Source organism: Luteibacter sp., assembly GCF_036500425.1.
Taxonomy (GTDB): domain Bacteria; phylum Pseudomonadota; class Gammaproteobacteria; order Xanthomonadales; family Rhodanobacteraceae; genus Luteibacter.
On the sequence record NZ_DASYCB010000029.1, the window covers coordinates 41,327 to 56,280 of the forward strand.

Here is a 14,954-nt window from a genome sequence, read left to right on the forward strand (position 1 = left end):
GCGCGCAAGCGCGCACCTACAGGGGTGCGCTATTTTTCTTCGGCGCGTTCGCGTTCTTCGGCAGCGTCTGCTTCGAACAGGTGTTGCAGATCGTTGAGGGCTTCTTTTGAGCTTTGGACGAGTGCGGCGTCGTCGTCGTAGACGAGGTATTGCTGGCGGAGCACCTGCTCGTCGAGCTTGCGGAAGCGGGCGATCCGCGCTTCGACGACCTCAGGCGGCATATCCAGCGCCTCGAGCACGTGCCGCGTCATCATCAGGCTGGAATAGAAGGTCTCTCGCACGGGATCGTCCACGCCGATATCCATCAGGCGGAAGACGTGCTGGCGATTGCGTGCGCGCGCCACGATTTTCAGATGCGGGAACTGGCGTCGGACTAGCCGCGCGGTACGCAGGTTGGCTTCCGGATCATCGGTAGCGAGCACGAACACCGCCGCCTTGTCCGCCTGCGCGGCGCGCAGCATCTCCGGGCGGCCCGGGTCGCCGAAGAACAGCGAAGTACCGCCGAAGCGGCGCGAGGTTTCCACCTGCTCCACCGAGCTTTCCAGCGCGACGAAAGGGATGCCCTGGGCGCGCAGCACGCGCGCCACGATCTGGCCCATGCGGCCAAAGCCCGCGATGATGACCCGCGGCGTATCGGTTTCGATCTGGTCGAAGGCGCGATCGGGCTTGCGTGCGCGCTCGTGCACCAACCGCGAGGCGAGCAGGACCAGCAGTGGGGTAAGTGCCATCGACAGCGAGATCGTCATCACCATCAGGCCGCGTTGCGGCTCGGTAATGATGCGTTGCTGCTGCGCGAGGTTCAGGACCACGAAGGCGAATTCACCACCGCTGGCGAGAATGGCCGCCAACCGGACCGAATCCGCGTTGGTCAGCCCACCGACGAGGCGACCCAGCGGCATGATCAGCAGCGCCTTCACCGCCAGCAGCGCGGCGACCATGCCGATCACGACCCATGGCTGGGCGTACAGCAGCTGCAAGTCGACCGACATGCCGACGCTGATGAAGAACAGGCCCAGCAGCAGCCCCTTGAACGGCTCGATGTTCGATTCGAGTTCGTGGCGGTATTCCGAATCGGCCAGCAGCAAACCGGCGAGGAAGGCGCCCAGGGTGCTGGAGAGACCGGCCAGCTCCATGAGCCATGCCGTGCCCATCACGACCAGCAAGGCGGTGGCCGTGGATACCTCCGCGCTCTTGGCGCGGGCAACGAAACGGAACACGTGGCGCAGCACCAGCCGGCCGCCGATGATGACACCGAAGATCGCGGCCACCACGCGGGCAATGCTCATGATGTCCGGTGCGTGCGTATCGCGGGCCAGCGCGCCGCCCAGCAGGGGCACGGCGGCGATCAGCGGAATGGCGGCCAGGTCCTGGAACAACAGGATCGCGAAGGCCTGGCGTCCGTATGCCGTTCCGGCCTCCTTGCGTTCCGCGAGGATTTGCAGGCCAAAAGCGGTGGAGGACAACGCCAGGCTACCGCCGACGATGACGGCGGCCTTCCAGGTCAGCCCGAACAGGTAGTAGCCGATGGCGCCCAATGCGAGGGCGCAGACGATGACCTGCAGGGTGCCGCTACCGAAGACCGCACGGCGCATGACCCAAAGACGCGAAGGCGAAAGTTCGAGGCCGATGACGAACAGCATCAACACCACGCCGAAATCGGAGATGGTCGCCACACCCTCGGTGTCGTTCACCAGGCCGAGCATGGAAGGGCCGATGACGACGCCAGCCAGCAGGAAGCCCAGGACCGCACCGAGACGGAAGCGCTTCGTCAGCGGGACGGCAATGACCGTCGCCAGCAGGAAAACGACCGCCGTTTCGAGGAACTGATGTCCGTCCATCCCGTGACTCCCGGAAAACTGCCCCGGATTATGTCATGGGCGAGAGCGGCCAGTTTGGATGAAACACCCGTTCGACCCATGTAGGAGCGCGCTTGCGCGCTCCTACAAGTCAGGCTTTCAGCCAGCGGGCGACATCGACCGCGAAATAGGTGAGGATCGCATCCGCGCCAGCGCGCTTCATCGCCACCAGCGATTCAAGCACCACGGCCTTCTCATCCAGCCAGCCGTTCTGCGCGGCGGCCTTGATCATCGCGTACTCGCCACTCACCTGGTAGACGAAGGTGGGGGCGCCGAAGGTTTCCTTCACCCGCCGCACGATGTCGAGGTACGGCAGGCCAGGCTTCACCATCACCGCGTCAGCGCCTTCGGCCAGGTCGAGCTCGACCTCGCGCAGCGCCTCGTCGCTGTTGCCGACATCCATCTGGTAGGTGTGCTTGTTGCCCTTGCCGAGATTCGCGGAGGAACCCACCGCGTCGCGGAACGGGCCGTAGAAGCTGGAAGCGTACTTGGCCGAGTAGGCCAGGATGCGCGTATGGATATGGCCGGCGTCTTCCAGCGCGTCGCGAATGGCGCCGATGCGGCCATCCATCATGTCGGAGGGCGCTACGAAATCCATGCCCGCCTCGGCCTGCGCCAGCGACATCTTGATCAGCGCCTCGACCGTGGGCTCGTTCATCACGTAGCCCTCGGCATCGATCAGGCCATCCTGGCCATGCGTGGTGTACGGATCGAGCGCCACGTCGCCGATAAGTCCCAGCTCCGGGAAGCGCTTCTTCAGTTCGCGCGTGGCGCGCTGGAACAGGGCATCGGGGTTCCACGCCTCGCGTGCATCCTCGGTCTTCGCCGCGCCATCCACCGAGGGGAACAGGGCCAGCGCGGGGATACCCAGCGCGACGCACTCGGCGCCCAGCTTCACGAGCTCATCGATCGAAAGCCGCTCCACGCCCGGCATGGACGGGACCGGCTGACGCACGCCCTCACCTTCCACCACGAACGCGACCATGATCAGGTCGGCGCAGGTAAGGACGGTTTCGCGCATGAGGGCGCGTGAGAAGGCGTCGCGGCGCATGCGGCGCATACGGACAGCGGGAAAGGTCATGGGACGTGCCTGTGCGTGTGGCGATCCCACCATTTTACGCCCCACCGGCCAGCCCGTGGGCGTCAGGTCGTCGCAGCCCGGCACAGCGACCCGCCTTCGGATGTGGGGAGCCCACCCTGGAGGTTTGGGGACCCTACCCTTCGGATGGTAGGAGCCCACCTTGTGGGCGACGCCGTTCGCGACTAGGCCACGTCGATACCGACACTACGCCCCAGCGGAATCCCGTAAATCTCCGACAGCAGCGACGTATCCAACGCCTCCGCCGGAGGCCCATGGCGCAGCAGCGCACCCGACGCCAGCACTGCCACCTCGTCCGCATAGCGCGCCGCAAGGTTCAGGTCGTGCAACACGGCGATCACCCCCAGGCCCAGGGCCGCGCAGACACGCGCCCGGCGCAGGATGAAATGCTGGTGGGCAATGTCCAGGCCCGCCTCCGGCTCATCCAGCAACAGCCAGGCCCCTTCCGGGCCGCCGCCCCAGACCTGTGCCAGGACGCGGGCAAGCTGCACGCGTTGCTGCTCGCCACCCGACAAAGCGGTATAGCGGCGATCACGCAGCTCCCATGCGTGCGCGGCCCGCAGTGCCGCCGTGGCGATCGCCTCGTCACGAACCGCATCGGGTGCATGCGGGCTACGCCCGAGCAGCACCACCTCACGCGCGGTGAAGCCAAAGGCGAGATCCACACGCTGCGAGAGCATGGCGCGCCGTCGCGCCAGCGCGCGTGGGTCCCACGCTGTCAGCGACACGCCATCAAGACGCACGTAGCCCGTATCGGGCCGGACCCGGCCGGCCAGCACGCTGAGCAGAGTGCTCTTGCCCGCACCGTTCGGTCCAACCAGCGCCAGCAACCGGCCCGGCGATGCGGCCAGCGACACATGCCTGACGATCGACCGCCCCTGCCGAACGACGCCGACACCTTCTGCGATCAGCTGACGATCCGCGGCCGGGCTCATGACAGCACCTCGCCGGGGCGCCGACGCAGCAGCAGCCAGAGGAAGAAGGGGCCGCCGACCAACGCGGTGAGCACGCCGATCGGGAGTTCGCCCGGTGCCACCACGGTACGCGCGAGCGCATCGGCGGCGACGAGCAAGGTAGCGCCGCCCAACGCCGATGCCGGCAGCAGGAAACGGTGGTCAGGGCCGCAGGTCATACGCAGCAGGTGCGGCACGACGAGGCCGACGAAACCGACCACGCCGGTAAAGGCGACGGAAGCGCCCACGGACAGGGCCACCAGGCCGACGAGTAGCGGTTGCAAGCGCTCAGGGCGAAAGCCGAGTAGCGCGGCCTCGCTGTCGCCGAGCAACAAGGCGTTCAGCGCTGCCGCCGCGCGGGGCAGCAACAGAAGGGGCAACACGATCCACGGCACCACGATGCCAAGACGTCCCCAACTGGCCCCGCCAAGGCTACCCAGCGACCAGAACGTGAGATCGCGTAGCTGGTTCTCATTGGCGAGATAGGTGAGCAGGCCGACCCCGGCCATGGCGATGGCGTTGATCGCCACGCCCGCGAGCAGGAGATTGGCAACACCGGGTCGCCTGCGGCCGATGAGGAAGACCAGCGTCGTCGCCACGAGTCCGCCGACGAACGCCGACGCCGCGATGATCCATGAGCCGGATTTTCCGCCAAGGACGATAGCGCCGACCGCACCCACGGCGGCGCCAGCGGAGACGCCAATCAGGCCGGGATCCGCCAGTGGATTGCGAAACAGTCCCTGCATGGTGCTACCGCCGGTCGCCAGCGCAGCGCCCACGACGATGGCCAGGAGTAACCGCGGCAGACGCAAGCCGAGCACGATGCCGTCATCGCCGCGTGCCGCCTCCCCACTCAACCAGCGGACCACCGCACCGACGATATCGCCCGGCGCGATAGTCATCGCGCCACGCGAAAGACTCCACGTCGCCGTGGCGATGAGCAGCAGCGCCAACGCCCCGAGCAAGGCCCGGCGACTGGCGCGACGCCGCGGCAACGACGCGGCCACGCTGTTCACGGTGCCGCCCAACGGGCCTGCAGTGCGGCAGCATTTTCCGCCGTGCGTGGACCGAAGCCGAGCAGCGCCTGGCCTTCCACGAAGTAGATGCGCTTCGCCTTGCCAGCCGGGGTATCGGCGACACCTGGCAGGCGCAGCGCCCCATCGACACCGCCTACCGAAGCCTCCTGCTCTTTCATCAGGAGGATCGCATCGGGCTGCATGGCGACCAGCGCTTCCGCCGATACCGCTTTGTAGCCAGGCACCTCGGCGGCGGCATTGACGCCGCCTGCCAGCACGATCGCTCGATCGGCGGCCGTATCATGCCCGGCTGCCATTGGGCTGCCGTTGCCAGCCGACATCAGGTAAACCGCGCGCGGATGCACCGGCATGGCCGCCACGGTCTTCGCCAATGCCGCGAAGCGCGTAGCCACGGTGCTTGCCAACGCGTCCGCCTCCTTCACATGACCGGTGATCACACCGATGCGGCGGATCTTCGCTTCGATATCGGCAGGCGAACGCGACACCGGGAGTGTCTCGATACGCACACCCGCGCCGCGGATCTGCTCCATGGCCGTGGGTGGACCTGCATCGTGGGTCGCCAGGATCAGGTCCGGACGAAGCGCAAGCACTCCCTCGGCACTCAACTGGCGGACGTAACCCACGTCGGGCAGCGTGTGCGCGGCTTCCGGCCAGGTACTCGTGCTGTCGACGCCAGCGAGCTGGTCCTGCGCATGGATCGCGTAAATGGTTTCGGTCACGTCGCCGCCCAGCGAGACGATGCGTGTAGCAGCACCGGCCACGCACGGCAGTGCGGCGATCACTGCGGCTAGGAGGATACGACGCATGTTCATGCTGCCACCTCCACCGTCGCGAGCAATGCGCGCCAGTCATCCCGCTCGGGAATGCCCGGCTTGCGCTTGCCGAACAACTGCACGATCTGCGTCCCATCCGCCGCATACAGCTCGAGCGAGGTGACCATACCTTCGGGTACCGGCTTCCGGACGATCCAGCTGCTGACGATGGCATCCGTGCGCAGGTGTAGGTTAAAGCCGGGATCCATCACATTGATCCAGGGCCCGGCCATCACGATGTTGCTGACCGGCCCGGTGTGGATCTGCACCACGCCCGGCGAGCCCACGAAGACCATGAGCGGCGTGCCGGACGCCGCGGCGCCATCGAGGACCGTACGGATTGCCGCATCGTCCACGCGCGTGGCGAACTCGCTGCCGACAACACGCAAGGCCTGGGTCCGGGTGACCTTGTGCTTCTTCAGCATGGCGAAGAAATCATGCGGATCGCGTAGCCCACGCCAGTGCTCGCGCAGTGACGCCACGTCAACGGCCGTGTCGGCCAGTTGCTCGGGAAGCGGCTCATCCACGTTCACGATATCGATCAATGGCGACTGCACGGCAGCCGTGTAGCGGTGCAGAAGCGCACGCCACGCAGAGCGGTCGGTCTGTTCCGTGAGGTAGACCTTGTGCACCGCCTTGCCGTCGCCATCGAAGAACTGCAGGCTCTCCAGATCACGGCCGCGCGAGCTTTCTTTCACGGCGAAGCCGTAGCGCCAGTGCCGCAGGAACAACCGCAGGTCGATATCCTCGGCCAGCACGATGCCCATGACGCCACCGATGTCGACCTGATCGTACTGGCCCGTCTTCTCATGAACGCAGTACTCGTTGCGGGTGAGTGCCATGACGTGGCCCAGCGCGGGCAAGTCACGGATGATCGCGGGTAATTCGCCTTCCAGGCGAGTCACTCCATCGCCGACACGGCTGGCGACGAGCGCGCCCTCGCTAACACCGAGCCGTTGTGCGGCATCGCGGGCGCGCAGGCCCGGCTCCGTTTCGCGCAAACGACGGTAGCCGTTGAGGAGTGCCGGGATGTCGATGCGCGGTGCGGTAGCGGTCTGGATATCCTGCATGGCAAGGTCTCCTTCAGAAGGTGTAACGGGCTGAGACGACGAGGGCACGGCCCGGCATGGTCAGGCGTTCAATCTGCGCGTTGCGGGCCTGGGCATCGTCGACGCCGCCACCCGTGGCGACGTTGGTGAGCACACCGCCGTGCAACGAACCCCAATCCCAGTACTTGCGGTCGGCGATATTCGTGACGCCGGCCATCAGCTCGAGCGGTTCCCATGGCTTCCAGTGCGCATACAGATCGAGCGTGGCGTAACCCGGCGCGCGGAACGTGGTCGTGGCATCGAGGCGCGACTTACGCTGCACGCCCTTGCCGACGAGTTCCGCGCCCCAGTCCTTCGCGTCATACGCCACACCGAGCGTCGCGGTCAGCGGATCCACGCTATTGAGCGGCGACCAGCCACCTTCGTAGGTCTTCTTGTCGCCCTTCGATGCGGCGAGATTGCCCTCGACGCGCCAGCCGGCCAGCGACTCGCTGAGCGAACCGAGCATCAGGCCACCCGACGCTTCCACGCCCTTGATGGTCGCCTTCGGGAAGTTCACCGCCTGCATGACGATCAGCAGGTTCTGGTTGATCGCCCACTGCGGCCACTCACTGCGCGGCAGGGTGAAGCCGCCGAAGATGAAGTTGCGATAGCGGTTGTAGTAAGCGCTGGCGCTGAAGTAGCCGAGTTCGCCGTTGCCGCGCACACCGATCTCGATACCCTTGCTGGTTTCCGGCTTGAGGTTCGGATTGGGCACGATGCCGTAGAGGCGCGCCGTGCCCCAGGCGACGGCAAGCTCGTTGTACAAGGGCGGACGGAAGCCCTGGCTGTAGTTGCCGAAGAGTTCGATATGGTCGTTGACCGACCAGGTGACGCCGAGCTTCGGCGAGAAGCGGTTCTTCTTCACCTCATCCAGGCCGTTCTGCACAAACGAACTCTGATAGTACGGATCGTTCTGGTCGGGCTTGAACGCGTAGTGATCCCAGCGCACACCTGGGGTGATGCGCAGGCGGCCGTCGAGCAGCGCGATCTCGTCCTGGGCGAACACCGCATAGCGATCCGTGTCGTTGCGCGGGAAGAAACGCAGCGGGTAGTTCTCGGGCATGTACGGCGAGCTGCTCGAGGTGATACCCGTGGCGATGTTGGTGCCCTGCCCGCCCAACTGGCCGGTCGGCGTGGTGCGTGAGGCCTCGATACCGTAGGCGATGTGTTGTTGCACGCTGCCGGCGTCGATCGTCTTGCCAAAGGTCAGGTGCCCGCCGAACAGCTTCTCCTGCAGGTCGCTCAGGTACAGGCGGTCGTAGGTCGCGTTACGCGTCGGCACGTTAGCCAGCGTGCGGGTCTGCGATTCCGTTTCGGATTTCTGCCAGTACACATCCCATTCCAGCGTATCGGCGATACCCATGGCGATCGTCGGGAAGCGCTGACCGACGGAAACGCGCTGGCGCGTGGCGCGATCGTTCGCGGTATCGGTGAGCAGGCGCGTGGTGCCGGCCTGGCCTACGGCGCTGAGGACGTTGGTATCCACGTTGTTGCGGTAGAAGTCCACGGTGACGCGATCCTCGCGGCCGCTACCCGCCACGTGTACGTACTTCGCCAGCAGGCTGGTGGTATTCGAGGTCAGCGGATCGGGGCGTGTGCGCGTGAAGTTCTGCGTCGCGACATCGCCCTTGTTGCCCAGGTCATGACCTTCGATATGGTTGGCCACGATCACCAGGCCGTTGTCCGGGCGGCCGCCGGCCAGGGTCAGTGACGTGCCGAGCGAGCGGTCGGCGCTGTCGTAACGCTCACGCACCGAAACGTAGGTGTCCTTGCCGTTCTTCAGGTAATCGGCCGGGTCCTTGGTCGCGTAGCGAACGGTGCCGCCCAGCGCTTCGGACGGATTCAGCGAGGATGCCGGGCCGCGGGTGATTTCGACGGCTTTGAGCGTATCCGGATCGACAAAGCTGCGGCCCGCCCGCATGCCGGTGGTGGAAAAGCCGAACGAGCTGGATGCCGGCACGCCATCGGTAAGGATCGAGACGCGATTACCGTCCAGGCCGCGGATATTGAAGCTATCCAGGCCCCAGCGGCCCGCCGTGCCGACCACGGAAACGCCAGGCTCGTACTTCACGAGGTCGCGGATGTTCGCAACGAGGTGGCGATCCATCTTCTGCCGGTCGATCACCGTGACGGTCGCCGGCACGTCGAAGCGCAGCGACGAGCCGATGGCGGTGACAGTGATGCGCGGCAGGTCGTCAGCGGCCGTCGCCGCGACCGGGGTAGCGGGTGCATCGGCCGCTTGTGCGGCGGTGGCGCAAAGCAGCGCCGCGCCCACCGCAGAGGCGAGCAGGGTCTTCCTGGATGTGAACACGTGAATCGTCCTTCGCTAGGATCGGGAGCTTGCGAAGGAGGACGTGCCTCCGGGCTGGCGGCCGGGGTTATCGGGGAGTAGGTTGCCGCCTCTTCAAGGGCGGTCGAAGGTCATGTTATTGCGAATAGCTCGCATTCGCAATATGCGATGATACTCACACCTTCAGGCGTTCGGTCGTTTCCGGGTCAAAGAAATGAAGCCGCCCGGCGTGGAAGCCCAGGCCCACATCGGTACCCGGCTGGATCGACGAATGCGGCGGCACGCGCGAGACCAGTTCTTCGCCGACATGGCGCATGTTGAGGAACACTTCGTTGCCGACGGGCTCGACGACTTCGACATGCGCGCGCAGGCGCTCGTCGATACCGGCGTGATCGGCGACGGTCAGCAGGTCTTCGGGACGCAGGCCGACGATCAGCGGCTTGTCTACATAAGCGGCGAGCGCAGGTGAATCCATCCCAAGCGTGATGCTGCCTTCCTTCATCACCAGACGCAGGCCATCTTCGCGACGCAGCGTGCCGTGGAACAGATTCATGGCCGGGCTGCCGAGGAAGCCTGCAACAAACAAGTTGGCCGGTGTGTTGTAGAGATTCATCGGCGTGTCGAGCTGCTGGATCACGCCGCCGTTCAACACGACGATGCGCTGGCCCAGGGTCATCGCTTCGATCTGATCGTGGGTGACATAGACCATGGTCGCGCCGACACGACGATGGATGCGTGCGATTTCAACGCGCGTGGAGAGGCGTAGCTTCGCATCGAGATTCGATAGTGGCTCATCCAGCAGGAACACCGACGGATCGCGCACAAGAGCGCGACCGAGCGCGACGCGCTGGCGCTGGCCGCCCGAGAGCGCGGCGGGACGATGGTCGAGGCGCTCGTTCAAACCGAGCATGTCCGATGCATCGGCGACGCGGCGATCGATCTCCGCTTTGTCGGTGCCGCGCAGGCGCAGACCGAAGCCAAGGTTTTCGCGCACCGTCATGTGCGGATACAGCGCGTAGTTCTGGAACACCATGGCGATGTCGCGATCTTTCGGCGCTACGTCGTTCACCACGCGGTCGCCAATCGTCATGGTGCCGCCAGTGATCGATTCCAGGCCAGCGATCATGCGCAGCAAGGTGGTCTTGCCACAGCCCGAAGGGCCGACCAGCACCAGCAGCTCGCCATCGGCGATCTCGAAGCTCGCTTCTTTCAAGGCCACGTGACCGTTGGGGTAAACCTTGCGCACCTTGTCGAGGCGGACCGCTGCCATCAGAACTCTCCGGATTGTGTCGGGGCCTGCCCGCGAATGCGTGCCAAGGACCCGGCTGATGGGGTATTCTGCCAACGTAATCGTTTACGTCAAAGTGTCGGACCCACGGCCCCCATTCAGGACTCCCCGGCCGTGTCAACGGAGTGAAGAGCAAACCCTCACTAGACGACAGCCCCCGCAAGAGGCAACCTTGCGGGCTTCCGTGACACGACAGGTTTCCCATCATGGCTAACGTTAGCGCCGCGGCGCCGACCCTGCTCGCCGACCTCGGCGGCACGAATGTCCGGTTTGGCATCGCCCATCCGGAAGCGGACCACCCCCTGGTCCAGGAAAGCATCCGGCGCTACCACGTGAAGGACTACGCCTCGCTGGCCGATGCCGCGAAGCAGTACTTCAAGGAAACCGGCCACGAGGCGCAGCGCGCCATCATTGCCGCCGCCGGCCGTATCGATAACGGCGAAACGGTGAAGGTCACCAACAATCCCTGGGCCATTTCCGCGCACAAGCTCGCAAAGGAACTGGATCTCGAGTGGGTCCATCTGGTGAACGACTTCGCCGCCCAGTCGATGGCGGTGATGCTGATGAGCCCGGATAAGGTCATTGATGACAAGGGCACCACCGAGCTGATGCAGGTCGGCAACGTGGCCGTGCCGCGCATCGGTGCGAAGGATGAACAGACCTTCGTCGTCGTCGGCCCGGGCACCGGCCTCGGCGTCGGCGGCCTGTTGATCCGCGGTGACAAGGTCAGCGTGCTGCAGACCGAAGGCGGCCATGCCGGCTTCGCCGCGCACAGCGCCGAAGACATCGAGATCCTGAAGGTGCTGAACCTGCGTTACGGCCGCGTCTCGAACGAGCGCCTGATCAGCGGCGGCGGCCTGCAGAACCTGTATACCGCGATCTGCGAGATCTCGGGCCAGAAGCCGGACGAGAACATCACGCCGGAAGAAATCACCAAGCGCGCCACCGACGGCACCTGCCCGATGTGCCAGCGTGCGGTCGAAACCTTCGCCGGCATCTTCGGCAGTGTCGCGGGCGACCTCGTACTCACCCTGGGCGCATGGGATGGTGTTTACCTCACCGGCGGCATGACCCCCATCCTGATCCCGTGGATCCAAAAGCACTTCCGCGAGCGCTTCGAAGCCAAGGGCCGCTTCCGCGACACGATGGAACATGTACCGACCCAGGCGATCATGAACCCGGAGCCGGGACTGATTGGTGGTGCGGCGCTGGCTATTGTCGAAGCGGGTGGGACACCACTTCGTCGCTGACGTTGGTCGCGCGCAAGCGCGCTCCTACAAAGGAAGACGCCGCGGTGGGGTGCACCGCGGTTTTTTGGACTGGGGCTATCGCGCGCGAGTGCGCTCCTACAAAGGCCTGCGCAGGTCTTGTGTAGGAGCGTGCTTGCACGCGATGGCTGGCGGAGCGGTGAGGCGGGTCAGCTCGACGGGGCGAGCAGTGCGTCGAGATCACTTTCGTCGAAGCTCAGGCGCTCACGGCTGCCGCCGCCTTCGAGAACCGCATCAGCGAGCTGGGCTTTGCGGGCTTTCAACTCTTCGATGCGCTCCTCCACCGTGCCGGCCGTGATCAGGCGATAGACGAATACCGGCTTGTCCTGGCCGATGCGGTGGGCACGATCACTGGCCTGCGCTTCGGCGGCCGGGTTCCACCACGGATCGTAGTGAATGACGGTATCGGCGCTGGTGAGGTTGAGACCCACGCCGCCAGCCTTGAGCGAAAGCAGGAACAGTGGCACCTCGCCATCCTGGAAACGCTGCACGGGCTCGGCGCGATCACGCGTTTCGCCGGTGAGCGTGACGTAGCTGAGGCGGCGTCGATCCAGTTCGCTGGCGATGAGCTTCAGCATTTCCGTGAACTGGCTGAAGAGCAGCACGCGGCGGCCCTCGGCAAGCAGGGCGGGCAACATATCCATCAGCAATTCGAACTTCGCCGATTCACGTACGCCGCGCGCCGCTTCGAGTTTGACCAGACGCGGATCACAGCAGACCTGGCGCAGTTTCAGCAACGCATCGAGCACCACGATGCCGCTGTGCGCGATACCACGCTGCGCGATGACCTCGCGCAACTCTTCGGCCAGTGACAGGCGCAGGCTTTCGTACAGATCGCGCTGGCGCGGCTCCATGACCACGCGACGGGTGATCTCGGTCTTCGCTGGCAGTTCCGAGGCCACCTGCGCCTTCGTCCGGCGCAGGATGAAGGGTGCGATGCGCCGGTTGAGGCGCTCCTGCACATCGGTGTCCTGGTGTTTTTCGATCGGTGCGCGGTAATGGCGGCGGAACGCGCCTTCATCACCCAGCAGGCCGGGCACGGCGAGATCGATCTGCGACCACAACTCGCCCAGGTGGTTTTCCAGCGGCGTGCCGGTGAGGCACAGGCAACGCGGGATCTTCAACGCCAGCAATGCGCGACGCGCCTGCGTGCGGGGGTTCTTCACCTGCTGCGCCTCGTCGAGCACCACCAGCGAGAACGGTTGTTTCTTGAGCGCCTCGACGTCACGCGGCAACAGCGCGTAAGTGGTGAGGATGACGTCGTTCTCGGCCATGCGGGTGAAGGTTTCCGCGCGCTGAGGTCCGTGTAGCGCGAGCAGGCGCAGGCTCGGCGCGAACCGTGCCACTTCGGAGGACCAGTTCGGCACAAGGCTGGTCGGCACCACGACGAGCGCAGGCGCGTCGAGCTGACCACTTTCCTTCAGTGCGAGCAGGTGGGTGATCAGCTGCAGCGTCTTGCCCAGGCCCATATCGTCGGCGAGGACGCCGCCCGTGCCCGCTTCGGCCAGCGCGTTCATCCAGCGCAATCCATCGCGCTGGTAACCACGCAGCTCGGCGTGCAGCGCTTCGGGCACGGCATCGCTGGCGCGCTCCGCGGCTTCGCGCAGGCGTTTGGTGAAACCGCGCAGGCGCTCGGGCGCTTCGAACGAACCGCCGCTGGGCAACGCCTGGACGAGTTCTTCGAGGCGGCCGGCCTGTACGCGCGGCAGGTGCAACTGCTGGCGGGGCTTTTCCAGGTATTCGGCCAGCGGCGCAAGCAGGTCACGCAATTCTTTCAGGCGAACCGGCACACGGCGGCGATCGTCCACCGGGGCATACCACACCGAATCTTCCGCCTCGCCCGGCATGGGGCTGAGGCTGAGCTGGTGCTCAGCGAGTGCCTGCGCCACGGCGGGCAGCAGGTTCACGCGGCGGCCTTCCACTTCGATACCGATCTCGAGATCGAACGCGCGATCGGCATCGTCCTCGCGGGCCTGGCCATACCAGTGCACCGGGCCTTCCAGCACTTCGAACGGGAAGCTCGGTGCGTAATCGAACATGAAGCCATCGGCTTCGAGCTTCGGCCGCAGCGCCAGCCAGCGTGCCGGTGTGTTCACCTCCAGCGCACCCGCGTAACCCTTGCCCGGGAATAGCCAGGCGTCTTCCGGCAGCGTGTCGGCCATATCCCAGGGAAGGCCTTCGGTATCCACCGCGGGATTGAGGCCGGCGGTTTCCAGGGTCTCCATGCTGGCCAGCTCTTCCGCGCGGCGCCGGGTGATCTCCAGCAACACACCATTGCGCACGCGGCGCACCAGTGGCTCGCCGCCACGACCCGGCAGGCGCTCGCCTGCGTAGTCGAACGAGAGGCGGCCATAGGCCAACGGCGGCGTGCCAGCGGCCAGGCGGGCGTGCCGGGTCAGCGCATGCAGGGTCAGTACCGGGCGTGGCGAGACCTCGGCGCGACGCATCTCCGCGAAGATCTGGGGTTCGGGCACCCGAGAACCGAGATCGGAATCGCCCATGCCCGCGACAAATGTGCCGGTGCTTTCGGGCGGCAGCGGCGGGAGGTCGAGCCAGGCGCTCTCGACCGGATCGCTTTCCAGTGGGCCTACTTCGGCGTGTTCGGCATCAAGGAACCACAACGTGCCCACCCGAAACAGGCGCTGGCTGGAGGGGACATCCGGCAGCAGCTTCTGGCCGCCATCCTTCTCCACGCCCCAGCGCCAGCGCAGCGCATGCGGCGCGCCCCGCGAGAGGCGCAGGCCGGCCACGCCACCGAAGAAGCACGGCGCGGAATCCAGGACTTCGGCCAGGAGCTGGTCGCCGAGCTGGCCCGCAAAGCGCGCGTAACTACGGCTCTTGCGCAAGGTCTGCGGCAGGCCGAGCACCGTGGCGGCCAGGCGCTTCTCGGTCACGCTGAGAAGGGACTCAGGAAGATGGCGGCTATCCAGCGGCAGGGGACGCGAGAAACGGCCGTCCTCGCCCTGGGTGAGTAGCACCGGCGCCACGTCCAGCCGCGCGGCCGGCTCGTGGTCGTCGTTCACGCCCTCGAGGAAGAAGCCCAGGACGGTGCGATCCGCCGAGGGGGCCGCGTTGGGCGTGATGCCGCCCAGGGCGCGCTGCCACGCGACGGGGAGGTCACCCGCCAGGTCGGTTTGTCTGCGCTTTTCGTCCGGCTGATGCATCCGTGTCGGTCTCGCCTGCGCGACCAAAACAGGAAGCTTAGCAAAGGGACCGTGATGTGCCCGTAGGACTTTTTACCCAGGACCGGCCCGGTTCAG

Annotated in this window: 10 protein-coding genes; 1 reads left to right on the plus strand and 9 read right to left on the minus strand. The window is 65.8% G+C overall.

The genetic code is table 11. The annotated features are described in order from the left end of the window. Nucleotides 1-29: 29 nt before the first annotated feature. The 8 genes from VGN46_RS07395 to VGN46_RS07430 form a co-directional block, all read right to left on the minus strand. Entirely contained in the window at nt 30-1,838 is a 1,809-nt protein-coding gene (locus VGN46_RS07395) for a monovalent cation:proton antiporter-2 (CPA2) family protein (RefSeq protein WP_331642250.1), read from the minus strand. Nucleotides 1,839-1,947: 109 nt separating this feature from the next. Next, complete coding sequence (hemB, locus tag VGN46_RS07400) at nt 1,948-2,937, minus strand: porphobilinogen synthase (RefSeq protein WP_331642252.1); 990 nt, start codon at nt 2,935-2,937, stop codon at nt 1,948-1,950. Between the two features lie 182 nt (nt 2,938-3,119). Next, on the minus strand, nt 3,120-3,890 hold the full coding sequence (locus VGN46_RS07405) for a heme ABC transporter ATP-binding protein (RefSeq protein ID WP_331642254.1): 771 nt from the start codon (nt 3,888-3,890) through the stop codon (nt 3,120-3,122). Then, a complete protein-coding gene (locus tag VGN46_RS07410; protein ID WP_331642256.1) occupies nt 3,887-4,924 on the minus strand; it encodes an iron ABC transporter permease in 1,038 nt (345 codons plus the stop codon). Before VGN46_RS07410 ends, VGN46_RS07405 begins: the two co-directional genes overlap by 4 nt. Beyond that, complete coding sequence (locus tag VGN46_RS07415; protein WP_331642258.1) at nt 4,921-5,757, minus strand: heme/hemin ABC transporter substrate-binding protein; 837 nt, start codon at nt 5,755-5,757, stop codon at nt 4,921-4,923. Before VGN46_RS07415 ends, VGN46_RS07410 begins: the two co-directional genes overlap by 4 nt. Then, nucleotides 5,754-6,827, minus strand: coding sequence for a hemin-degrading factor (locus tag VGN46_RS07420; RefSeq protein ID WP_331642260.1), 1,074 nt, complete (start codon nt 6,825-6,827; stop codon nt 5,754-5,756). The genes VGN46_RS07415 and VGN46_RS07420 overlap by 4 nt, the downstream gene beginning before the upstream one ends. 13 nt (nt 6,828-6,840) lie before the next feature. Further along, entirely contained in the window at nt 6,841-9,159 is a 2,319-nt protein-coding gene (locus tag VGN46_RS07425; protein ID WP_331642262.1) for a TonB-dependent hemoglobin/transferrin/lactoferrin family receptor, read from the minus strand. Between the two features lie 154 nt (nt 9,160-9,313). Further along, nucleotides 9,314-10,408: a sn-glycerol-3-phosphate ABC transporter ATP-binding protein UgpC gene (locus VGN46_RS07430; protein WP_331642264.1), complete on the minus strand. Its 1,095-nt coding sequence runs from the start codon at nt 10,406-10,408 to the stop codon at nt 9,314-9,316. A gap of 224 nt (nt 10,409-10,632) precedes the next feature. Here VGN46_RS07430 and glk point away from each other — a divergent pair, with 224 nt between their 5' ends. Continuing rightward, entirely contained in the window at nt 10,633-11,676 is a 1,044-nt protein-coding gene (gene glk / locus VGN46_RS07435; RefSeq protein WP_331642266.1) for a glucokinase, read from the plus strand. A 167-nt stretch (nt 11,677-11,843) separates the two neighbouring features. On the opposite strand, the gene VGN46_RS07440 is transcribed toward glk, so the two are convergent. Then, complete coding sequence (locus VGN46_RS07440) at nt 11,844-14,858, minus strand: DEAD/DEAH box helicase (protein WP_331642268.1); 3,015 nt, start codon at nt 14,856-14,858, stop codon at nt 11,844-11,846. Nucleotides 14,859-14,954: the final 96 nt, after the last annotated feature.